Genomic DNA, 21934 nt, shown 5'->3' with positions numbered 1-21934 from the left:
GAGTTCTCATGATGGCGACGTAGCGTTGACGCATGAGTGAGCCCATGAGACTCCTGGTGGTGGACGACGAGCCGGCGCTGCGCGAGGCGCTGCAGTCGAGCCTGGAGTTCGAGGGCTACCAGGTGGCCACGGCCGTGGACGGGCAGGCCGCGCTGGAGCAGCTGGCCCGCGAGGCGTACGACGCGGTGCTGCTGGACGTCATGATGCCCAAGCTCGACGGGCTGACCGCGTGCCGGCGGCTGCGGCAGGGCGGCAACCACGTGCCGGTGCTGATGCTGACCGCCCGTGACGCCGTCGGCGACCGCGTCTCCGGCCTGGACGCGGGCGCTGACGACTACCTGGTCAAGCCGTTCGAGCTGGACGAGCTGCTGGCGAGGGTACGGGCGCTGCTGCGGCGCAGCGCGCTCGGCGCCGTGCCGCAGGACGGCCTGCTCTCCTACGCCGACCTGCGCATGGACCCGGCCACCCGCGAGGTCACCCGCGGCGCCCGCAGGCTCGATCTGACCAGGACCGAGTACCAGCTTCTCGAACTCCTGCTCAGCCACCCGCGCCAGGTGCTGACCCGCGACCAGATCCTCGGCGAGGTGTGGGGCTTCGACTTCGAGCCGACCTCCAACTCCCTCGACGTCTACGTGATGTACCTGCGGCGCAAGACCGAGGCGGGCGGCGAGCCCCGGCTCATCCACACCGTGCGCGGCGTCGGTTACGTGCTGCGGAACGCACCGTGAAATGGAGCAGCCTGCGTGCCCGGATGACGTTGCTGGTGACGGCTGCGGTGGCGCTGGCGGTCGCGCTCTCGGCGGTCCTGTGCTTCTCCATCGTGCGCATGGAACTGCTCAGCCAGCTCGACCACGAACTGGAGGGCCCGCCGGGCAAGCGGCCCGACATCGTCAAGCTCCAGCTCAGGTGCTCGACCGAGCCGCCGGCCGAGGACGCCTACGCGCCGCCGTACTCCGAGCAGATCATCTACGCCGACCAGAGCCCGACCTGCTCGTTCGGCACGCCGATCCGGGTGACCGAGGCCGACCTGCGGGTGGCCCGCTCCGGCGGCCAGTGCCTGCACACGAGCGCCACCATCGACGGCGCGCAGGTCCGCGTCGTCACCAAGTGGGTCGCCCCGGGCGTGGCCGTCATGAGCGCCCGCCGCCTGGACCGCCTGCAGACCTCCCTCAGCACGCTGGCCGCCCTGCTCGCGGGCGTGGCCGGCCTCGGCGTGCTCGGCGCCGCCTCGGCCGGCCTGCTCGTCTCCCGTACGGCCCTGCGCCCGGTGGGCGAGCTGACCAGGGCGGTCGAGCACATCGCCACCACCGAGGACCTCGACACCTCCATCCCGGTCAAGGGCGAGGACGAGATCGCCCGCCTGAGCGCCTCCTTCAACGCGATGACGGCCGCCCTGGCCGGTTCCCGCGACCGCCAGCGCCAGCTCGTCGCCGACGCCGGCCACGAGCTGCGCACCCCGCTGACCACGCTGCGCACCAACATCGACCTGCTGCTGCGCAGCGAGCAGACCGGCAGGCAGCTCGACCCGGCCGCCAAGGAGCGGCTGCTGGTCAACGTGAAGGCCCAGTTCGCCGAGTTGTCGGCGCTGGTGGGTGACCTGCTCATGCTGGCCAGGGGCGACACCGACCACGAGCCGCACGTGGAGCTGGCCGTGCACGAGGTGGTGAAGGCCGCCGCCGAGCGGGCCAGGCTGCGCGGCGCCGAGCTGAGCACCGACCTGGGCCAGTGGTTCACCGTCGGCAACGCCGCCTCGCTGGAACGCGCGGTGCTCAACCTCATCGACAACGCCCGCAAGTTCAGCGAGAACGGCATCGAGGTGGTGCTGCGCGGCGGCGTGCTGACCGTGCGCGACCACGGGCCCGGCATCCCGCGCGAGGAGCTGCCGCACGTCTTCGAGCGGTTCTGGCGCTCCCCGTCGGCACGCGCGCTGCCCGGCTCGGGTCTGGGCCTGGCGATCGTGGCGCAGGCGGTGGCCGAGGCCGGCGGAAGCGTCCGGCTGGACAACGCGCCGGGCGGCGGAGTGATCGCCACGGTACGCCTGCCGGGAAGTCTCACCCCGCTCTCATCATCGGCTAAGTCCGGCTAAAGACCGGCCCGGTGACCTGGGAGACATGCGAACATCCATCAAGACGCGGCTGGTCGAGGTGGTCGTCCCGGTCCACGACGAGCAGCGCGCCCTGCGCGCCAGCGTGACCCGGCTGCACGACTATCTGACGGCCACCTTCCCTTACGGCTTCCGCATCACGATCGCCGACAACGCCAGCACGGACAACACCTGGCTGCTGGCCAGGGAGCTGGCGGCCGAGCTGCCGCACGTGCGGGTCGTACACCTGGAGGAGAAGGGGCGCGGCAGGGCGCTGCGCAAGGTGTGGTCGCAGAGCGACGCGGACGTCGTCAGCTACATGGACGTGGATCTGTCCACGGACCTGGACGCCTTCCTGCCCCTGGTCGCGCCGCTGCTGTCGGGCCACAGCGACCTGGCCATCGGCACCCGGCTGGCGCCCGCGGCGCGAGTGGAGCGCGGGCCCAAGCGCGAGGTCATCTCCCGCTGCTACAACCTGCTCCTGCACGCCCTGCTCGGCGCCCGCTTCACCGACGCCCAGTGCGGCTTCAAGGCGGTGCGCACCGAGGTGGCGCAGGCGCTGCTGCCCGCGGTCGAGGACGAGCAGTGGTTCTTCGACACCGAGCTGCTCCTGCTGGCCCAGCGGCACGGGCTGCGCATCCACGAGGTGCCGGTCGACTGGGTGGACGATCCGGACAGCCGGGTCGACGTCGTGCGCACCGCGCTGGACGACCTGCGCGGCATGGCCAGGCTGGCCCGCGCGCACGCGCTGCGCGCGCCGATCCCGTCGCGGCAGGTGCCGCGCGGGCTGGCCAGGCAGCTGCCCCGCTTCGCGATCGTGGGCGTCTTCAGCACGCTGGCCTACCTCGGGCTGTACACGCTGCTGCGCGGGGCGCTCGCGCCGATGCCGGCCAACGCGATCGCGCTGCTGGTGACCGCCGTGGCCAACACCGCGGCCAACCGGCGCTTCACGTTCGGGATCAGCGGGCCGGCGGGCGTCGTACGGCACCAGTTCGAGGGTCTGATCGCCTTCCTCGTGGGGCTGGCGCTCACCACCGGCGGGCTCGCGCTGCTGCCCGGCGGGGTCTCGCACGGAGTGGAGCTGGCCGCGGTCGTGCTGGCGAACGCGCTGGCCACCCTGGTGCGCTTCCTGCTGCTGCGCGTCTGGGTGTTCAACCCGCGCAGGGTGAGCCGATGACGCGGGCGCGCTGGGCGCTGGCCGGGGTGCTCGCCGTCGCCCTGGTCCTGTACACGTGGGCGCTGAGCGGGATGGCCAACACCTACTACTCGGCCGCCGTCCTGTCGGCCACCCAGAGCTGGAAGGCGTTCTTCTTCGGCGCGCTGGACGCCGGGTCGTTCATCACCGTGGACAAGCCGCCGCTGGCGCTGTGGGTGATGGCGCTGTCGGCGCGGATCTTCGGGTTCTCGACGTGGAGCATGCTGGTGCCGCAGGCGCTGGCGGGCGTGGCGGCGATCGCGGTGGTCTATTCGGCGGTACGCCGCAACATGTCCCCCTATTTCGGGGAACGGCGGGCGGAGGCGGCCGGGCTCGTCGCCGCCCTCGCGATGACGCTCACCCCGATCACCGTGGCCATCAACCGCGACAACAACCCGGACACCCTCCTGGTGCTGCTGCTCACCGTGGCCGCCTGGTTCTGCCTGGAGGCGCTGCGCACCGGGCGGCCGCGCTGGCTGCTGCTCTGCGCGCTCTTCGTCGGCCTCGGGTTCAACGCCAAGATGCTCCAGGCGTACCTGGTGCTGCCCGCCTTCGCGCTCGCCTACCTGTTCTGCGCCCGCGCCAGCGTCGTCAGGCGGCTCGGCCACCTGCTGGCCGCCGGGGCGGTGCTCGTGGTGTCGAGCGCCTGGTGGATGGCGATCGTCGACCTGTGGCCCGCCGACTCGCGGCCCTACGTCGGCGGATCCACCGACAACTCCGTCTGGGACCTGGTCATCGGCTACAACGGCCTCGGCCGGATCTTCGGCCAGGGCGGTGGCGGGCGGGCCGGCGGGCCCTCCTTCGGCGGGGAGTCCGGGGCCGGGCGGCTGTTCAACGAGGTGATGGCCGGGCAGATCTCGTGGCTGCTGCCGTTCTGCGCGATCGCCCTGCTGCTGGCGACCGCGGCCGGGCTTCGGGCCAGGAGGTCAGGGCAGGCGTGGAGCTGGGGGCCGTGGCTGGTGTGGGGCGGCTGGCTGGCCGTGCACGTCGTGGTCTTCAGCTTCTCCAGCGGCACCTTCCACCCCTACTACAGCACGGCCATGGCTCCGGCGGTGGCGGCGCTGAGCGGGATGGGCGGGGTGCTCATGTGGCAGGCCTATCGGGAGGCGCGGGTGCTGGGCTGGGTGCTGCCGGTGGCCGTCGTGGTGACCGGGGGGTGGGCGTTCGCGGTGCTGCGCCGTACGCCGGAGTGGACGCCGTGGCTGGCCTGGGCGGTGCTCGGGATCACCGCTCTGGCCGGGCTCGCGCTCATTCTGGCCCGGGTACGGCGCGGCGCCGCGATCACCGTCGCCGGGCTGGTCCTTGCCCTGGTCGCAGGGCTGGCCGGACCGGCGGCGTACGCGGTCACTCCGCTCCAGTCCCCGATCAACGGCACCAACCCGACCGCCGGACCCGACGCGGGCCGCCGTGGCTTCGGCGGCTTCGGCGGTTTCGGCGGCGGTCCGACGGGCATGCCGGGCGGCCGTCAGCCCGTCGGAGACCGTCCACCCGCCGGATCCACCCCGCCCGCCGGATCCACCCCGCCCGCAGGAGACGGTGCGCCCGCTGGAGATCGCGCGCCCGCCGAGGACCGGTCGCCCGGCGGTGGGAACCCGGGCCTTTCCGGCGGACCGGGCGGGCGGGAGGTCAGCGCCGAGCTGGCCACGTTCCTGGAGGCCAACCGGGGGAACGCCGACTGGCTGGTCGCGGTGGGCAGCGCCCAGCAGGCATCCTCGCTGATCCTGTCCACCGGTGAGCCGGTCATCGCCATGGGCGGCTTCACCGGCTCCGACCCGGCCATGACCACCGCGCGCCTGGAGGAGCTGACCTCCTCCGGCCGCCTGCGCTACGTGATGACCGGCGGCGGCAGGGGCGGCGGCCAGGCCACCTCGTGGGTCCAGGAGAACTGCTCGGCCGTGGAGGGCCAGGACGGCCTCTACGACTGTTCTTGATCGGGGGTTGACAACGATGTCAACCCCGCTCTTGATAGATCTATGGCCGGACCGCTGCTCGAAGCCCGCGGCATCGTCAAGAGCTACGGCCACGTCGAGGCGCTGCGCGGAGCCGACCTCGCGCTGCCGCCCGGCGAGGTCGTCGCGCTGATCGGGGACAACGGCGCGGGCAAGTCCACCCTCGCCAAGATCCTGTCCGGCGTCGAACCGCCCGACGACGGCGAGATCCTGCTCGACGGCAGGCCCATGGCCTTCTCCTCCGCCGAGGACGCCAGGGCCGCCGGGATCGAGACCGTCTACCAGGACCTCGCCCTCTGCGCCGACCTCACCCCGGCGGCCAACTTCTTCCTCGGCCGCGAACTGCTCAAGCCCGGCCTGCTCGGTCGCCTCGGCCTGCTCGACGACGCCGCCATGCGCGAGCGCGCCCGGCAGGCCTGCGAGCGCCTCGGGGTCGAGCTGAAGTCGCAGGACGCGCCGGTCTCCACGCTCTCCGGCGGTCAGCGGCAGGGCGTCGCCGTGGCCAGGGCGGTCACCTGGGCGCGCCGCGTGGTGTTCATGGACGAGCCGACCGCCGCGCTCGGCGTCGTGCAGACCCGCCGCGTGCTCGACCTCATCCGCGGCGTGCGCGACTCCGGCGTGAGCGTGCTGCTCATCAGCCACAACATGCAGGACGTCAAGGCCGTCTCCGACCGGGTCGAGGTGCTCAGGCTCGGCCGCCGGGTGGCCCGCTTCGACACCGCGCAGGTCTCCATGGAAGAACTGGTCGGCGCGATGACCGGAGCGCGCGGATGAGCGGGCGGCTGCTGTCGGCGCAGGTGTTCTGGATCGGGCTCGTGCTCGTGGGCCTGCTCGCCGCCTTCGCCCTCCTGCGGCCCGCCAGCTTCGCCACCCCGTTCAACCTCCTGAACTTGGTCAGCGACGCCGCCATCCTCCTGCTCCTGGCCACCGGCATGACCTACGTGATCATCACCGCCGGGATCGACCTGTCGGTCGGCGGCGTGCTCGTCTTCTCGGCCGTGGCCGCCGCCTTGACGGCCGAGGCCACCGGCTCGCTGCTGTTGGGGGCGGCGGCGGCCGTACTGTCCGGGCTGGGGTGGGGTCTGCTCAACGGCGTGCTCGTCGCGCACGGGCGGATCCCCGCGCTGATCGTCACCCTCGGCACGCTCGGCATGTCGCTCGGCGCCGCGCTGCTGCTGACCGGCGGCGTCGACCTGCGCGCGCCCGGCGAGCTGAACCTCGGCCTCGGCCTGGCCCGCTGGCTCGGCGTGCCGCACCTCGTGTGGATCTGCGGCGCCATCACCGCCGTGCTCGGCTTCGCCCTCGCCCGCACCCGCTTCGGCCGCCACACCTACGCGATCGGCTCCAACGCCGAGGCCGCCCGCCGTGCCGGCGTGCGCGTCGGAAGACACCTGGTCACCGTGTACGGCCTGGCCGGACTGCTGGCCGGGCTGGCCGGATACCTGTCGCTGGCGAAATACGGCATCACCGGCGTGTCCGCTCATTCCACCGACAACCTGCAGGCGATCGCCGCCGTCGTGATCGGCGGCACGTCGCTGTTCGGCGGCGTCGGCACCGTGGCCGGCACCGTCATCGGCGTGTTCATCCCGGCGGTGCTGCAGAACGGCTTCCAGATCCTCGGCGTGCGGCCCTTCTGGCAGCAGGTGGTGGTCGGCGCCGTGCTGATCGCCGCCGTCTACGCCGACCAGCGCCAGCGCGCCCGCCGCGACCAGTGAGGAGACTTCCCCATGCGCAAGGCATTCGCCGCCGCCCTCCTGCTCGCCCTCGCCGCCTGCGGCCAGCCCAGCGCCGGCGGCGCCGTCAGGGTGACGCTCGTGCAGGGGCTGGCGGGGGAGGAGTTCTACGAGACGATGGCCTGCGGCGCACGGGCCAAGGCCAAGGAGCTCGGGGTCGAGCTGGAGGTGCAGGGGCCGCAGAAGTTCGACCCGACCCTGCAGACGCCGATCGTGAACTCGGTCGTGGCCGCCCAGCCCGACGCCCTGCTCATCGCGCCCACCGACGTCAAGGCGATGATCGCCCCGCTCACCCAGGCCAAGCAGCGCAACATCAAGATCATCCTGGTGGACACCGTAGTGGAGGACGCCTCGATCGGCCTGTCCAGGATCAGCACCGACAACGTCAAGGGCGGCGCGGCGGCGGCCAAGGCGCTGTCGGAGCAGATCGGCGGCAAGGGCAAGGTGCTCGTCATCTCCACCGACCCCGGCGTGAGCACGGTGGACGCCCGGATCAAGGGCTTCGAGGAGGAGATCAAGGCGGCCCACCCCGGCGTGAGCTCGCTCGGCGTGCAGTACTCGCACAACGACGTCGGCGAGGCCTCCAAGATCGTCAACGCCGCGCTGGCGAAGGACCCCGACCTGGCCGGAGTCTTCGCCACCAACCTCAACTCCGCGACCGGCGCCGGCACGGCGCTGCAGCAGGCGGGCAAGCTCGGACAGGTCAAGATGGTCGGCTTCGACGCGGGCCCGGCCCAGGTGAAGCAGCTCAAGGACGGCGTCGTGCAGGCGCTCATCGCCCAGCTGCCCGGCGAGATCGGCGCGAAGGGCGTGGAGCAGGCGTTCGCCGCGGTCAAGGGACAGCAGGTGACCGCCGCCATCCCGACCGACGCCACCATCGTGACCCGCGAGAACGTCGACACCCCAGAGGTGCGGAAGGTCCTTTACAAGGCCGGATGCTGACGGATACCGGCGTACGGCCCGGCGATAGGATTTCGTGGTGCGAAGTGCTTCCTCCCGAGCCGAACAGGCCGACCAGCGCCGGGCCGAGCTGCTGGCCGCCACCCGGCGCGTCGTCCTCGAAAAAGGGCTGGCCAACACCCGGATCGCCGACATCGCCAAGGCGGTCAACGTCAGCGGCGGCCTCATCCACTACCACTTCGCCACCAAGGACGAGCTCATCACCGCGATGCTCAGGGCCACGCTCGACGTGGAGAGCGCCCGGCTGGAGGAGATCGTCCGCGGGCCCGGCACCGCCGTGCGGCGCTTCGACCGGGTCCTCGACTACTACATCCCGCAGTCGCGCGCCGACCAGAGCTGGCTGCTGTGGCTGGACGCCTGGAACACCGCCCTGCGCGAGCCCGCGGTCAACGAGATCGTCCTGGAGCTGGAGGCGACGTGGCTGCGGGCGATCGAGCGGGTGATCACCGAAGGGGTGGCCGCCGGCGAGTTCACCTGTGACGACCCGGCCGGAGCGGCAGAACGCCTCGACGCCATGCTCGACGGGCTGGCCATCCGCTACACGCTCCACCCCGACGTGCTGACCCAGGAGCGCCTGCTCGCCCATGCCCGCACCGCCGCGGCCCGCGAGGTCGGGCTGTCTCCCGAGGCGTTCTCCGCATGACGGCCATGCGCGCGCGTGATCACGGTCTGGCGGCCGGGCCGTACCCGACGGGGGAGCACAACGCGATCACCGACGTGACCGGCGTGCGCGTCGGCCACACCACGCTGCGCCGCGAGCCCGCGATCCACACCGGCGTGACCGCGGTCGTCCCCGACCGGCTGCCGCTCAGCGCCGGCGTCTACGCGGGCAACGGCTACGGCAAGCTCGTCGGCACCACCCAGGTCGCCGAGCTCGGCGTGATCGAGACGCCGATCCTGCTGACCGCGACCATGTCCACCTTCCGCGTGGCCGACGCGCTGATCAGCTGGATGCTGGCCCGCGACCCCGGCCTGCCCTCGGTCAACCCGGTCGTCGGCGAGTGCAACGACGGCTGGCTGTCCGACATGCCGGCGCGCCCGATCACCGCCGAGCACGTCTTCGCCGCGCTCGACGGCGCCCGCCCCGGACCGGTCGAGGAGGGCTGCGTGGGCGCGGGCACCGGCACCGTCGCCCTGGGATTCAAGGCCGGCATCGGCACCGCCTCGCGCACCCTCGACCTGGCCGGGGCCGGCCGGGTGACCGTGGGCGCGCTGGTCCAGGCCAACTTCGGCGGCACCCTGCGCACCGGGGCGCGTACCCACGAGGCCGAAGCCGCCTCCGAGCTGGAGCTCCTCGGCCTGGAGACGCCGCCGGACGACGGCTCCTGCATGATCGTCGTGGCCACCGACGCCCGCCTCGACGGGCGTCAGCTGACCAGGCTCGCCAAGCGCGGCGTCTACGCGCTCGGCCGGGTCGGCGCCTCCTACTCCCACGGCAGCGGTGACTACGGCCTCGCCTTCTCCACCGCCGCCTCCGGCGAGCACGTCGCCGACCGGCGCCTCAGCCCGTTGTTCGAGGCCACCCTCGACGCGGTCGAGGAGTCGGTGCTCAACAGCCTCCTGGCCGCGGTGACCACCCGGGGCCGCGACGGCCACACCGCGGCCGCCTGGCGGCCCGCCTAGCGCCACCACGGCCGGTTGGCGGGGGCGGTGCGCAGCACGTTCGTGCCGCAGTGGATCGAGCCCAGGCGGACGTGGTAATACCACGCCTCGATCCACTGCACGCGGTAGCCGAGCTTGTCGGCGACCGCCTCGGTCCAGGCCTCGAACAGGTCCACCTTGTTCTCCGGGATCACCACCTGCCGCCAGCCGCCGCCCTTCAGCTGGCCGGCGGCGTCGAACGCGCTCGCGTTGGCCCGCCGGATGTGCCCGCGGACCTGGGCCTCCGGCATGCCGCGGGGAAAGCCGTCGGCGAAGGCGGCCGCCAGGTTGGCGAGGTCGGTGGCCGTCGACTTGCCCACCGACTGGTGGCGGGCCCAGAACGTGGTCCGGTGCAGGCCGCGGGCGCGCAGCCACTGCGGCGTGAGCCGCGCGGCGCGCGCCGCCTCGGGGAAGCGCGTGGCCACGGCACGGAGCACGCGGGCGGCCGACTCCGGCGACATGCGCGGGCCGTGCGGGCGGGGGATGAGCAGGCGGTCTCCGGCCACCTGGAGGTTGGCGAGGTTCGGGGTGAAGGCGGTGCTGCGGCCGCTCGCCGGGGAGCGGCGGTCGAAGAAGACCGGCAGGCCGAGGATCGGCATCCGGCCGTCGTACTCGGTGGTGATCCGCCGCACCGCCTCGGTGAGCTGGCCCACCGCGGGGAACTCCGTCCCGTCCGGGTCGCTCCTGGCGGGCGCCGGCTCCGCCTCCAGGTCCTCGTTGAGGCTGTCGCTGAAGTAGTACATCTCATAGACCGAGATGCCCGCCGGATAGACCGGCGCGGGCTGGGTGCTCCAGGGCGAGATGGGCAGCGGGATGTCGTGCGCGGTCGGGCCGGAGGCGTTCTGGCGGGCGAGGCGCTGGTAGATCTCCGGCGGTTCGGTGGGCAGCGTCTGGCCCGGCTCGTGATGCTGCAGCCAGCGCAGGCCCCGCAGCAGGTGGGTCATCGGCTTGGTGCCCTGGATCGTGTGACGGCTCCTGGAGCTGATGTACTGCCAGTTCGTGTACTCGGCCTGGTCGCGGGCGTTCAGGCCGCTCAGGAACTCCCGCTTGGCCTCCGTGATGATCAGCAGCGCCATGGACGGGGCGGCCCGCAGCACCGTGCCCAGGCCGCGCGGGTCGCGCAGGTCCGGCACGAACGCCAGCATCTCGTCCACGTGGCCCACGTCCAGCCAGCTCGTGTCCACCTCCACCACGCTCTGGTGGCCGTGCGCCTGCCCGCGCAGGAAGGCCAGCAGGTCCGGATCCATGTCGGTGAGCGTGGAGCCGTCGTCGGCCTGCTGGGTGGTGTTGCCGACGACGACCACTCCGGCGGGGCCGTTCTTGGAGGGCGGGCCGACCTCGATGTTGCCGCCGTAGTTGTGCCCGGAGTGCCAGTTGCCGAGCTGCTGGTCGAGCTTGACCAGTTCGCCGGCGCTCAGCACGAACTCCCTCGCCGGGCGCGGCCCGTTGGCGGGCAGCCGCAGCCGGGCCCGTCCGGCCGTGATCGGCATCTCGGTCGTCACGGCGGTGACCTGCCGGCCCGCGTCGTCGAGCAGTGGGTCGATCAGGTCCTTCTTCCACGGCGTGTCCGGGCGGGTCAGGGCCGCGCGTGCCGTACCGCGCAACAGGCTCAGCAGCAGCTCCAGCTCCACGCGGGACTTCCACACGTCAGCCCGCGCCGGGCCGATCGCCTTGCGCATCCGGGCGAGATCTTCGGCGGTGCCGATCCTGGAGACCATCTCCACCATGTGCCGGCGCAACACCAGCACCCTCGTCAGCACCGTCAGCAGGCGGTCGCTCTCGGCGAAGCCCATCCGCGCGGGCGCGCCGCCCGCTCCCGGGACGGTCAGCTCGCGGTCCCAGAACGCCTGGCAGACCCCGATGTCCCTGCTCAGGAAGTGCCCGGCCAGCACGCCGCCCAGGTTCGGGCCGCCGGTCCTGGAGGCGTCCGAGCGGGTGCGCGGCGTGTGCAGGAGCACCCGCTGCACCCCGTCGGGCGTCTGCGTGTAGCCGAGCTGGTACTGGTCCTGGATCCAGCTGTCGCCGCCGTGCACCTCCTGCGGGATGAGCACCAGCGGCACGCGCAGCGGGGCGAGCGCGGCACGCACGTCGGCGACGGCCGGCCCGTTGTCGTCCAGCGACTTCGCCGGGTCGTCCTCCCGCACCGTGCACATGTAGAGCCGCTCCAGCCGCCCCGCGTTGCCGATCAGCACGAACGGCGCCAGCGTCACCACCGCCTCGTCCTCGACCACGGTGCCGCCCGCGCCGTCGCGCTCCAGCCGCACCACGATCCTGGCGCCGGTCGGCGGCCCGGCTCCGGGGACCAGCAGCCTGTTGGTCGCGGGACTGGCCGCCAGGTCCACCGCCTCCAGCGCCAGCTTCTTCGGGAACGGCCCCGCCGGCAGCGGATAGCGGGCCAGGTTCCGCTTCGGCACCGGCCGGATCCGCACCCCGGTCGAGTCCACGACCGCGATCCGCCGCGGATCGGCCCCCTGCAGCACCACGAACAGCGGGCCGGGCTCGTGGCTCACCTCCTGCACCTGCATCCTGATCGGCTCGTCGTCCCCGGCCGTCTTGGCCTGGCGCTCCCGGTCGGGGGTGGCCGGGCCCGACCGGGCGACCGACGCGGGCAGCCGCCTGGCGTCGGCGTCCAGGTTGGCGCGCACCAAAGCGCCCGGCTCGAGTTTCCTGCCGGCCCACTCCGCCGCGTCCCCGCTCAGCCGCCCGGTGCGGTCGTAGTCGGCGTGCAGGCGGTAGGCGCACACCTCAGCCTTCGCCGGCGTCGAGGATGACGGGCGCGCCGGGGCGCAGCGCGTCCCGCATCGGCGGCACCTCCGACAGGTCCTGGACCAGCACCAGGTCCGTCGGCACCACCACCTCCCACGGCCTGGACCCGGCCGGATACGGGACGCCGCCGTCGATCCTGCCGAGGTTGGTGGTGATCTCGTCGATGATCGGCACGTAAAGCTCGTCCTCGACCGTCGGCACGTCGTTGCCGTCCCACACGTTGCCGGTGTGCACGAAGTAGGCCACCGCGCGCTCGAACCCCGGCCGCACCGGCACCTGCACCCGCGCCGCCCCGGCCCGCAGGAACGCGGCGAAGTCCGCGTCGGGATCGGTGACGTTCAGCGCCGACACCCAGCGCGCCCGCCGCCCCCACAGGTGCGGGTAGAAGACGTAGAGCATGTTCTGCCACTCGAAGGCGTTCTCCAGGAACCGGATGTAGCGGCCGTTGGCATTGGCCTTGTCGAGGTCCAGGACGGGCGCGCCGGTCGGGCTCTTGAAGGAGTCGAGGTTGAGCTCCGGCTGCTTGGCCAGCATCATGATGACCCACTTCTTCAGCTCGTCACGCTCCACTCGCCGGTTGGCCAGCGGGTTGCGGCCGAACTGCTGGCTGCTGCTGCGTTCGAGCTCACGCTGCGCCTTGCGCTCGTTGTACTCGGCGAGCTGCTGCTGGTAGGCGGTGATGATGGCGTCGAAGGCGGCGTGCTGCCAGCCCGCGTACGCCTCGGGGGAGAGCTTGCAGTCGAGGTCGATCGCCACCGCCCACGCGTTGGCCGCCACGGAGATCGAGACCGACGCGTCCTTCTCCAGCCAGCTCGTCGAATTGCCCTGCGAACCCCAGCTGTTGTGGAAGTCGTACATCTTGCCGTCGAAGACGATCTGGAACGGGTGCAGCTGGACGTCCTCGGCCCAGATGTGGGTGGCCTGCACGGTCGCCCGGTAGGCGCGGTAGCCCTCCGGGATCTCGACCTTGCCCGCGGCGCCGGTGGAGATGTAGTTGCCGCCGTCGTACTTGGCGAAGAAGCTCGCCGTGCGCAGCTCCGGCGGCTGCGCGGGCGCGTTGGTCACCCGGTAGCGGGACAGCAGCGGGCCGTAGGTCAGGGCGTTGATCTGCCCGGGGGTCAGCGGGTTGCCCGCGACGGTCGGCGGAGCCGGCTTGACCAGCTCGCTGTCCTGTGGCGGGTTCTCCACCAGGCCATACAGATAGAACGCCGCCGGCTCCGGCACCACGAAGTCGAACATCATGCGCTGGCCGTAGTTGAAGACCTGGGCGTCGTAGACCTTGTTGAGCCAGCGGTAGATGCCCCGGAGGTGGCGGTTCAGGTTGTTGCTGAAGCCGTGCCGGTTGTTCTCCTCGAACTCCTCCAGCGTGCGCTTGCGCACCAGCGTGCGTACCTTCTCGCGGACCTTCTCCACCGTGCGCTGGGTGACCTCTTGCGAGAACGAGGACGCCTTGCGCTGCGACTCCTCGGTGGTCGTGGAGAAGCCCGCCTTCAGACTGGAGGTGAACGAGACCGCGGGGCCGTAACTGCCGCTGACCTGAAGACCCGCCTCGATGTCGAGCTGGCTCTTGACGTGCTTCTCCGCCTCGTTCTGCAGCTCGTTGCGGGTCGTGGACTGGAGGTCCTTCTCCTTTTCCGTCTCCGTCTCGGTCTCCCGCTCGATGATCTCCTCGACCTGGGTCAGGCGGCGGGTGGAGCGCTCGCGGGACTCGCCGGCCATGACGTTCTCGATGTGGGCGTACTCGCCCAGCTCGTAGGCCTTGATCTTCTGCCTGACCACCAGCAGGTCGGCGACGCCCGCCTGCGAGTGCTGGGGGACCGGCGGCGGGTCGGTGACGGCCGGGGAGTCGCTGAGGGCGCGGTGGTAGCGGCCGAGATCGATCTCCCCGCCGTCAAAGGCCAGCACCCCATCCGGTACGGCCGGCGTCCCCACCTGCGCGCCGGCCCGCCGCATCTCCTCCTCGATGACCGGAACCGCCCGCAACGGCAGCACCTCGCCGTCGAGCTGCCCCAGCTGTGCCAGGACGCCGGTGGTCGTGTCGCTCAGCCGCGCGGAGGCCGACAACCGCGGCCGCCCCGCATTCGCCGCCCGCAGCTCGGCCAGCTGCCGCTCGACGTCGCCCTCTGGCACGACGGGGGCCAGGACGTCCGGATACTCGACGTGCCGTCCGTCGGTGACCAACCGCACCAGCTCCCGCCGCGCCTCCTCCAGCCGAGCCAGCCAGTCACGAGCCTCCTGGTCGGCGGTGTCGGTGGGTATGGACGGGGGCACCGGAAGGGGTTCCTGCCGGGCCCGCCCCAAAAACCCGGGCAACACCACGACAACCCCACCCACCACATCCCCCAACGTCCTCCGCCCACCCCCGCGTTGGGCCGCCACATCCCCACCGTGGGCCGCCACACCCGCACGTTGGCCCGTCACATCCCCGGGTTGGCCCGCTACATCCCCGCCCGTACCGGAATCCGCCTCCCCGGGTGTGCCCTGCCCCTGACCCGGCTGCCCCTGACCCGGCTGCCCCTGACCCGGCTGCCCCTGACCCGGCTGGCCGTGATCCGCCTGGCTTCGGGCGGCATCCCAGGGAGCCACATCCTCGTCACTCAGGTTCCCGTGGACGGCATCCCCCTGACCTGCGTCGCCGTGGGCCGTCTGGCGGGGTATCGCCTGCTCCGGGATCGCATGTCCCGAGGCGGCCGAGTCCGAGATGGCCTGATCCAGGGCGCTTTGGTCCGGCGTGGGCCCGTGGCTGCTTGCCGGGGCGGTGGGGTCGGGCGGGGTGGCGGAGAGGGTGACGGCGAGGGCGAGGAGCTTGGCGTCGAGCAGGTGGCGCTGGCCGTCGCCCGCCGGGTCGCCGAGCAGCGCGGTGGTCAGCACCTGGTCGGTGACCCGGGCCCGCGTGGCGGCGAACTGGTCCCCGGCCACCAGCTCCGGCAGCGCCCTCCCGTAGGCGTGGCGGACCAGCCCGTCCAGGTCGGCGTCTTCGAGGGGACGGTCCTGGTTGGCGTAGAACCACTCGCGCAGGGCGGCGGGGTCGAGCGGCTCGGGCTGGTCGGCGGCGGTGGTGTACCCGCGGGCGATCTCCCGCAGCCTGGCCCGGTCCGCGCCGCCCGCCACGGCCGCGGCGAGCTGCTGGAAGAGCCCGGCCGCCGGGATCAGCACACTCGGCGGGGGCTGGACACGCGCCTTGGCCGGCCGGACGGTGATGAACCGGAGAATGCCTTCGCTAGCCAATGGGCACCTCACCCTCGCTGGAACCGCTCGACAGCACTCTTGGTGTTGACATGACCACTTAGCGTGCTGAGCTTGACGGGCCAACGTTACGTCCGTCAGGCCGGGTTGTCACGGGGTTTCCCGCTCAGCGGGCCGACATCCGGGCCGTCACGGCGGCCGGCCCCGCACACCCGACGACCGTCCCCCTGGACAGACCCCAGCCATGTGCGGCGGGTGGGGTGCGGGCGGCTTGCCGTAACCCCGAAAGACCGGTCACAAGAGGAAAGGCCCACGCGCCCGCAAGATGCCCGCACAACGGGAGACCCTGCGCGCCCAGCCATCTCCGCACGACGCGGGAAACCCTCGCGCGCTACGCGCCGCGATGCCCGCGGCGTGCTACCCGTCGCGCGATGCGTGAGGCGCGATGCGTGTGGCGGGAGGGGGCTCGCGCGCTGCGCGCTGTGATCCTCGTCCGGGCCAAGGCTTGCGCGGGGAGAGAGGCCTGTGTACCGCGCATGAGAGGGCAAAAGCGGCCAGCGCGAGCGTGTGCGGGAGAAAGTCTGTGCGGCGCACGGGAGGCCGAAAAGGGCGGGCGTGTGGTGAGAAATGCTTGTGGGGGAGAAAGTCCTCGGGGGGAAAATTGCGCGGTTAGGCGGGGAGCGCGGCGAGGAGGAAGGCGAGGCGGGCGGCGGCGGCTTCTACGTCGTCGGTGCTGCCGAGGCGGTAGCCCCAGGAGGTGACGAAGGCGCCCTCGTCGGAGCAGGTGACGGTCTCGGTGAGGGTGGTGGAGAAGCGGTTGCGCACCGACACATAGGCGGGATCGCAGGCCAGGGCCACACTTTGGACCGAGAGGTCGGCGTGGCGACCCGCGTACCAGGCGAAGCGCTCCAGGCAGAGCGTGGTGTCCAGCATCAGGCGTCACCTCCGCAACGTCTCGCGACAGAATTGCACGATCTTCACTCGCGGGGCAAGCAATTGCTGGGATTAAAGTGAGGATTGTTTCCCGTATTCGTGAAGTATCCGGATGATGAGGGCCCTGCCGGATTCGTCGAAATGGGCGACCTTGCAGTACTCGTCGAACGCGCTCACGTAGAAGGCGATGTCATCGGGATCGCGGAGGACCAGGTCCTTTGTCATCGTGGCGACTCCGACCATGGCCTCGTTGTAGATCCAGAAGCCGTTGATCGGCGAGGACGGCAGCTCGCTGGTGTAGGGGATCACGCCGAACTCGACGTTCGGCAGCGTGCTGACGGCCAGCAGGCGGTCGAGCTGGCCGCGCATCACGTCGATCGGGGCGAGCCTGGTGTGGAGCACCGCCTCGGGGACCACGAAGCGGAAGGTGCGGGTCGGGTCGTAGAGGATCTCCTGGCGCTGCATCCGCACGCGCACCGCCGCGTCGATCTGGTCGGGGGCGCTGTAGAGGCGTTTGACCTTGCGGAAGACGTGGCGGGCGTATTCGGTGGTCTGGAGCAGGCCCACCACGATGCCCGGCTCGAACACGCGGAACAGGCGGGTGCGCGCCTCCAGGTCGCGGATGTCCTCCTGGATGGCGGCCAGCCCGCTGCGGTGGCGCTGCTTCCAGTCGTCGTGCCGTTCGAGCAGCGAGATCGCCTGGCCTATCAACTGGTCCGTCACCTCCGGAGCAGCATGTACGGCACTCGCCCACACGACCACGTCGTCCTCCGTCGCGGTCTGGCGGGCGTTCTCCAGCCGGGAGACCTTGGACGGTTGCCAGCCCAATCGCTCGGCAAGATCCTTGCCGGACAGGTGCACCGCCTCGCGCAGCTGGCGTAGCTGGGCGCCGAGGTCGATGCGCGCCTGCTGAAAGGACGTCACGCCGCTAGAGGCTAGACCTGTCTGCATGGATCATGCCAGGCCCGGTTTCGCAATTGTGATCAATCGGTCGCGGCGCGTGGCTTTCCGACGGCCGGAATGCGGAATGCCCGCGCCGAGGGGTGACGCGGGCAGGGTGGGCGCTCGGGGGCGGGCGAGCGTCCGCGATGGGTCAGAGGACTCTGCGGGCGATGTCTACGAGCAGTTCGCGTGGTACTTCGACCGCCGTCTCACCGTCGAGGACGTCGCGCAGATCGGCGAGCGCCTCGGGGTCGGTGAGCTGGAGGCCCTGCACCACGATGGTGCCGCGGTCGGTCTCGTAGAGGGTGGGACAGGCCCCGGCTTCCGAAGTGGAGCCGAGAAACCGCATACGCATGACGATCCTTCCCCGATCAATCCTGCAATTGCGAGCAATTGTAGGAGCTCCAGGGATTTATGTGATCGTTTTAGTCAAAATCGGTATGAGTCGGTCACCGGGGGCCGGTCAGGCGGACGTCCCCCTTCGTCGACAGCACGAAGACCTGCCAGTTGTAGTACGCGTAGAAGCTGCGCGGGTCGCGCTTGATCTGGGCGGCGTGGGACAGCACCGCGTCCACGTAACGCACGTCGTGGTTGTAGGCGAAGACGGCGCGCCGGTAGTTCCTGGGAGCGCCGGTGGCCTTCAGGTAGTTGGCGGCGGCCATGATCGAGTCCTTGGACTTGTGGACGTCGCCGCCCATGCCGTACATCTTCCAGGTGCCCGGCATGAACTGCATCGGCCCCTGCGCGCCCGTGGAACTGGCCGAGCGCACGCGGCCGAACTTCGTCTCCACCAGCATGATCGCCGCCAGCACCTCCCACTCGACGCCGAAGCGCTTCTCCGCCTTGACCATGTGGCCGCGCAGCGTCCCGGCCGGTTCGGCCTGCGCGAGGCGCATCTTCGCGCGACGGGCGGCGGTGATCGGGCGGGCCATCGACAGCAGCTTGCCGACCGCCTTGGCGTTGTCGCGGGCCTCGGCCGCCACCGGCTTGGGCAGCTTGGCGATGACGGCGCCGGCCAGCTTGGCGTTCCTGGCCAGCTTGCGGTAGACGCGCTGGTGGTGGAGGGCGTAGAGGACGACCTCCTGTGGCGGCTGGGCGGCCTTGCTCTTGGTCCAGGCGTCGATGCCGGAGTAGAGGGCGGTGGTGGTGGCCTTCAGGTCGGCGGCCAGCTTGGCGGGGTCCGCCGGGATGGGCGTGTCAGGGGCGGGGGCGTCGCCGGGCGCGCTCTGGGAGGTGCCCTGGGGCTCGGTGGTGGCCGGAGACTCGGCAGCGGGCTTGAGCTGCTCCCGGGTGGCGGTGCCGCCGGCCGTACCGCCGCATCCGGACAGGACGACGGCCAGGGACGCTGCGAGGACGAGTCTCATGACGTCCCACCGTAGTGGCTGGATCAGCTATATATCGGCGTATTTCGCCCGAGCGGCCGCAATCTTGTCCGGCAAGTACTCCGTGGGCCACAAACCCGGCGCCGGCGAGTAGTCCTTCAGCACGCGGCGGGCGATCGAGGCCTGGTGCACCTCCGTCGGCCCGTCCATGATGCCCATCAGCGGCGCCGCCTGCCACAGCCGCGCCAGCGGCGTGTCGTTGGAGACGCCCAGCGCGCCGTGCAGGTGCATCGCCCGGTAGACCACGTCGTGGAAGACCCGGGCCGCCGCCACCTTGCAGGCCGCGATCTGCGTGCGCGCCTCCCGCGTCGAGGACTGGTCGATCAGCCACGCCGTGTGCAGCACGAGCAGCCTGAACTGCTGGATCTGCAGGTAGGAGTCGGCGATCGCCGCCTGCACGAGCTGCTTGCCGGCCAGTACCCCGTCGTGGGTGGCCCGCGACAGCGCCCGCTCGCACATCATGTCGAAGGCCTTCTTGACCGCCGCGACCGTGCGCATCGCGTGGTGCACCCGGCCGCCGCCCAGCCGCGCCTGCGCCACCGCGAACGCCCCGCCCTCCTCGCCGAGCAGCGCGTCCACGCCGACCCGCACACCGGTGTAGCGCAGGTGCGCGTGGTGGCCGGAGCGGTCGCCCATCGTGCCGATGTTGCGCACGATCTCCACGCCCGGCGTGTCCGACGGCACCAGGAACATCGACATCCGCTTGTACGGATGCGCCTCGGGGTCGGTCACCGCCATCACGATGAAGAAGGCGGCGTTATGGGCGTTGGAGGTGAAGTACTTCTCGCCGTCCAGAACCCACTCCTCGCCGTCCCTGGCCGCGCTCATCGTGAACAGCCTCGGGTCCGATCCGCCCTGCGGCTCGGTCATCGAGTACGCGGAGAACACCTCGCCGTCCAGCAGGGGACGCAGGTAGCGCTCCTTCTGGGCGGCGGTGCCGTACATGGCGATGATCTCGGCGTTGCCGGTGTCGGGCGCCTGGCAGCCGAAGATGACCGGGGCCCAGGTGGAGCGGCCGATCAGCTCGTTCATCAGGGCCAGCCTGAGCTGGCCGAAGCCCTGGCCGCCGAGTTCGGAGCCGAGGTGGCAGGCCCACAGGCCCTGCGCCCTGACCTGCTCCTTGAGCGGGTCCACGATCTTGCGCAGCCGCTCGTCCGGCGTGCCGTACGCCTGGCCGGGGAAGACCAGGTCGAGCGGCTCCACCTCCTCGCGGATGAACGTGTCCATCCAGTCGAGCTTGGCCTGGAACTCCGGCTCTACCGAGAAATCCATGTCTGTGCCCTCGCAAACAGGTCCAGGGTGGTCTGGTGGAGGAGGTCCCCGATGTCCTTGGGCGCCTTCCCGGCGCAGGCTCGGGCGTGGGTGCCTTCGAGCACGATGCCGAGCTTGAAGCAGGCCAAGACCGCGTACCAGTCGACGGCCGACATGTCCCGATCGGTCAGCGCGGCGTAGCAGGCGACGATCTCGTCCTCGGACGGCAGGCCGGGCACGTGCCCGGCGTTCGACGGCCAGGTGGCCAGCAGCCAGCCGAGGTCCAGCAGCGGGTCGCCGACCGTGCACATCTCCCAGTCCACGATGGCCGCCACGCGCGGGCCGTCGTGGGCGAACATCAGGTTCGCGAAGTGGTAGTCGCCGTGCATCACCCCGGGCGTGAACGACTTCGGCCGGTGGCGCTCCAGCCACGCGGCGGTCTCGCGCAGCAGCGGGATCTCGGGGCCCGGGTAGCCGTCGAGCTTGCCGTAGGACTCCAGCTCGGCCGTCCAGCGCGGCACCTGCCGTTCCAGGAAGCCGTCCGGCCTGCCGAACCCCGGCAGCCGCTCCGGATCCACCCGCCCGAGCTCGGCCAGCGCGACCGCGGCCTCCAGCCCCATCCGGTGCCGGATCGCCGGGTCCGAGGCGTGCGGCTCCGGCAGCCCGGTCGAGGGGTTGAAGCCGTCGACCGGCTCCATCAGGTAGTAGACCGGCTCGTCCGAGGTCTGCGCGGCGATCAGCCGCGGCGCGGGCACCGCGGTGTCGCGCAGCACCGCGAGCACCCTCGCCTCACGCCGCAGCACCTCGTTGCTCTTGCGCCGCGGCCGCAGCGGCGGCCTTCTCAGGATGTACGGCCGGCCGCCCCGCGAGAAGCGCACCATCACGTTCTGCGTGCCGCCGAGCACCGGCGCGACGTCCCCGATGGGCCCGCCGGGCAGGCCCTGCCCGTCCATCCAGGCCCCGAGCGCGTCGAAGTCGATCGTGCTGACGTCGATGTGCGTGGAGGTCATGGCACCCTTCGGACCCGGATCAGAATCAAATTCTAGTCGTGAATCTACGGCCGCCCTTCGCCGAAGGTCAACCCAGCGAGACCATCAGCGGCAGGAAGCGGCGCGCGTGGTCGCCCTGCAGCTCGCCGCCCCGCACCATCACCGTGTTCGGGAACGGCGAGCCGAGCCCCCGCTCGACCGCCCACGCGACCAGGTCGGGGCGGCTCGTGTCGAGGTCGAGCCGGACCGGCAGGTCCCAGCCCGCGGCCAGGTCGGCGATGAGCGCCGTGGCCTGCCCGGTGTCCTGGGCGATGAGGGGGCCGATGACGATCTGGGTGTCGTTGCGCCACGCGCCGCCGTACCCCTCGATCCTGCCGCCCGTCTCCAGCACCCTGACCCGCTCGTGGAAGGCGGGCATGCGGCGCAGCAGGTCCGAGCGGTCGGCGCCGAAGACCTTCGCGTCCAGCGCGAGGATGTCGTCCAGGTCGCGCTCGGTGGCGGGGCGGGTCGCGCCGGACGGCGCGCCCGTGAACGGGCCGCGGTGGGATTCGACGCGGCCCACGCTGCGGAAGCCGAGGCGCTCGTAGACGGGGCGGCCGTTGTCGGTGGAGTAGAGCCAGACGGTGCGCTCGCCCGCCGTGTCGAGGATGTGGCGGATGATACGGCTGGCCAGGCCCTGGCGCTCGTGGCCTGCCGCGGTCAGGACCATGCTGACCGCCGCCGCGTCCGGCCCGTAGGGGACCAGGAGCGCGGTGGAGGCCAGGCCGCCGCCGGGGGCGTCGATGCCGTAGACCTCGCCGACGTCGAACAGGAAACGCCACTTGTGCTCCTCCGCGCCCCAGTGGCGGGAGACGGCCAGGCGGGAGCAGGCGGGCAGGTCGTCGTGGCTGAGGCGGCGAACGTGCATGCCGGACATGATGCCTG

18 protein-coding genes are annotated in these 21934 nt (G+C 71.6%); 9 read left to right on the top strand and 9 right to left on the bottom strand.

Annotation, left to right across the window (positions count from 1 at the left end; all coding sequences use genetic code 11):
- The first annotated feature begins 32 nt into the window (after positions 1 to 32).
- The 9 genes from HNR40_RS17795 to HNR40_RS17755 are packed head-to-tail and all read left to right on the top strand — an operon-like array spanning position 33 to position 9543.
- Complete coding sequence (locus tag HNR40_RS17795) at positions 33 to 728, top strand: response regulator transcription factor (protein ID WP_184962545.1); 696 nt, start codon at positions 33 to 35, stop codon at positions 726 to 728.
- A complete protein-coding gene (locus HNR40_RS17790; protein WP_312896399.1) occupies positions 725 to 2086 on the top strand; it encodes a sensor histidine kinase in 1362 nt (453 codons plus the stop codon). The genes HNR40_RS17795 and HNR40_RS17790 overlap by 4 nt, the downstream gene beginning before the upstream one ends.
- Before the next feature lie 25 nt (positions 2087 to 2111).
- A complete protein-coding gene (locus HNR40_RS17785; RefSeq protein ID WP_184962543.1) occupies positions 2112 to 3260 on the top strand; it encodes a bifunctional glycosyltransferase family 2/GtrA family protein in 1149 nt (382 codons plus the stop codon).
- The gene (locus tag HNR40_RS17780; protein ID WP_184962542.1) at positions 3257 to 5209 is read left to right on the top strand and encodes a glycosyltransferase family 39 protein; all 1953 of its coding nucleotides are present in this window, start codon (positions 3257 to 3259) and stop codon (positions 5207 to 5209) included. The genes HNR40_RS17785 and HNR40_RS17780 overlap by 4 nt, the downstream gene beginning before the upstream one ends.
- 42 nt (positions 5210 to 5251) lie before the next feature.
- Positions 5252 to 6001, top strand: a complete 750-nt coding sequence (locus HNR40_RS17775) for an ATP-binding cassette domain-containing protein (protein WP_184962541.1) — start codon at positions 5252 to 5254, stop codon at positions 5999 to 6001.
- A complete protein-coding gene (locus tag HNR40_RS17770) occupies positions 5998 to 6942 on the top strand; it encodes an ABC transporter permease (protein WP_184962539.1) in 945 nt (314 codons plus the stop codon). Before HNR40_RS17775 ends, HNR40_RS17770 begins: the two co-directional genes overlap by 4 nt.
- Before the next feature lie 12 nt (positions 6943 to 6954).
- The gene (locus HNR40_RS17765) at positions 6955 to 7902 is read left to right on the top strand and encodes an ABC transporter substrate-binding protein (protein ID WP_184962538.1); all 948 of its coding nucleotides are present in this window, start codon (positions 6955 to 6957) and stop codon (positions 7900 to 7902) included.
- A gap of 37 nt (positions 7903 to 7939) precedes the next feature.
- On the top strand, positions 7940 to 8563 hold the full coding sequence (locus tag HNR40_RS17760; RefSeq protein ID WP_184962536.1) for a TetR/AcrR family transcriptional regulator: 624 nt from the start codon (positions 7940 to 7942) through the stop codon (positions 8561 to 8563).
- Between the two features lie 5 nt (positions 8564 to 8568).
- Positions 8569 to 9543, top strand: a complete 975-nt coding sequence (locus tag HNR40_RS17755) for a P1 family peptidase (protein WP_221340493.1) — start codon at positions 8569 to 8571, stop codon at positions 9541 to 9543.
- Here the strand turns inward: HNR40_RS17755 and HNR40_RS17750 are convergent.
- From HNR40_RS17750 to HNR40_RS17710, 9 genes are all read right to left on the bottom strand, one after another.
- Positions 9540 to 12305: a protein-arginine deiminase family protein gene (locus HNR40_RS17750; protein WP_184962532.1), complete on the bottom strand. Its 2766-nt coding sequence runs from the start codon at positions 12303 to 12305 to the stop codon at positions 9540 to 9542. The two genes, HNR40_RS17755 and HNR40_RS17750, sit on opposite strands and share 4 nt — an antisense overlap.
- Before the next feature lies 1 nt (position 12306).
- Positions 12307 to 15555 (bottom strand): hypothetical protein, encoded by a 3249-nt coding sequence (locus HNR40_RS56350; protein ID WP_184962530.1) that lies wholly within the window; start codon positions 15553 to 15555, stop codon positions 12307 to 12309.
- 627 nt (positions 15556 to 16182) lie between these two features.
- A complete protein-coding gene (locus HNR40_RS17740; RefSeq protein WP_184962528.1) occupies positions 16183 to 16446 on the bottom strand; it encodes a hypothetical protein in 264 nt (87 codons plus the stop codon).
- 72 nt (positions 16447 to 16518) lie between these two features.
- Entirely contained in the window at positions 16519 to 17370 is an 852-nt protein-coding gene (locus tag HNR40_RS17735) for a helix-turn-helix domain-containing protein (RefSeq protein ID WP_184962526.1), read from the bottom strand.
- A 169-nt stretch (positions 17371 to 17539) separates the two neighbouring features.
- Positions 17540 to 17743: a hypothetical protein gene (locus tag HNR40_RS17730; protein WP_184962524.1), complete on the bottom strand. Its 204-nt coding sequence runs from the start codon at positions 17741 to 17743 to the stop codon at positions 17540 to 17542.
- A 94-nt stretch (positions 17744 to 17837) separates the two neighbouring features.
- Complete coding sequence (locus HNR40_RS17725; RefSeq protein WP_184962523.1) at positions 17838 to 18752, bottom strand: lytic transglycosylase domain-containing protein; 915 nt, start codon at positions 18750 to 18752, stop codon at positions 17838 to 17840.
- A gap of 27 nt (positions 18753 to 18779) precedes the next feature.
- Positions 18780 to 20042: an acyl-CoA dehydrogenase family protein gene (locus tag HNR40_RS17720; RefSeq protein ID WP_184962521.1), complete on the bottom strand. Its 1263-nt coding sequence runs from the start codon at positions 20040 to 20042 to the stop codon at positions 18780 to 18782.
- Positions 20027 to 21031 (bottom strand): phosphotransferase family protein, encoded by a 1005-nt coding sequence (locus HNR40_RS17715; protein ID WP_184962519.1) that lies wholly within the window; start codon positions 21029 to 21031, stop codon positions 20027 to 20029. The genes HNR40_RS17720 and HNR40_RS17715 overlap by 16 nt, the downstream gene beginning before the upstream one ends.
- A 67-nt stretch (positions 21032 to 21098) precedes the next feature.
- Complete coding sequence (locus HNR40_RS17710) at positions 21099 to 21917, bottom strand: GNAT family N-acetyltransferase (protein ID WP_221340491.1); 819 nt, start codon at positions 21915 to 21917, stop codon at positions 21099 to 21101.
- Positions 21918 to 21934 lie beyond the last annotated feature (17 nt).

It is taken from the genome of Nonomuraea endophytica, assembly GCF_014203235.1.
Classification (GTDB): domain Bacteria; phylum Actinomycetota; class Actinomycetes; order Streptosporangiales; family Streptosporangiaceae; genus Nonomuraea; species Nonomuraea endophytica.
The sequence above is the reverse complement of the archived record's forward strand: the minus strand, read 5'-3'. Positions and strand labels throughout refer to the sequence as shown.

Excerpts from the sequence above, each read along its gene's own strand:
- HNR40_RS17795 (WP_184962545.1), top strand. The coding sequence starts at position 33 with ATGAGTGAGCCCATGAGACTCCTGGTGGTGGACGACGAGCCGGCGCTG.
- HNR40_RS17785 (WP_184962543.1), top strand. The coding sequence starts at position 2,112 with ATGCGAACATCCATCAAGACGCGGCTGGTCGAGGTGGTCGTCCCGGTC.
- HNR40_RS17780 (WP_184962542.1), top strand. The coding sequence starts at position 3,257 with ATGACGCGGGCGCGCTGGGCGCTGGCCGGGGTGCTCGCCGTCGCCCTG.
- HNR40_RS17775 (WP_184962541.1), top strand. The coding sequence starts at position 5,252 with ATGGCCGGACCGCTGCTCGAAGCCCGCGGCATCGTCAAGAGCTACGGC.
- HNR40_RS17770 (WP_184962539.1), top strand. The coding sequence starts at position 5,998 with ATGAGCGGGCGGCTGCTGTCGGCGCAGGTGTTCTGGATCGGGCTCGTG.
- HNR40_RS17765 (WP_184962538.1), top strand. The coding sequence starts at position 6,955 with ATGCGCAAGGCATTCGCCGCCGCCCTCCTGCTCGCCCTCGCCGCCTGC.
- HNR40_RS17755 (WP_221340493.1), top strand. The coding sequence starts at position 8,569 with ATGCGCGCGCGTGATCACGGTCTGGCGGCCGGGCCGTACCCGACGGGG.
- HNR40_RS17740 (WP_184962528.1), bottom strand. The coding sequence starts at position 16,446 with ATGCTGGACACCACGCTCTGCCTGGAGCGCTTCGCCTGGTACGCGGGT.
- HNR40_RS17730 (WP_184962524.1), bottom strand. The coding sequence starts at position 17,743 with ATGCGTATGCGGTTTCTCGGCTCCACTTCGGAAGCCGGGGCCTGTCCC.
- HNR40_RS17725 (WP_184962523.1), bottom strand. The coding sequence starts at position 18,752 with ATGAGACTCGTCCTCGCAGCGTCCCTGGCCGTCGTCCTGTCCGGATGC.
- HNR40_RS17720 (WP_184962521.1), bottom strand. The coding sequence starts at position 20,042 with ATGGATTTCTCGGTAGAGCCGGAGTTCCAGGCCAAGCTCGACTGGATG.
- HNR40_RS17715 (WP_184962519.1), bottom strand. The coding sequence starts at position 21,031 with ATGACCTCCACGCACATCGACGTCAGCACGATCGACTTCGACGCGCTC.
- HNR40_RS17710 (WP_221340491.1), bottom strand. The coding sequence starts at position 21,917 with ATGCACGTTCGCCGCCTCAGCCACGACGACCTGCCCGCCTGCTCCCGC.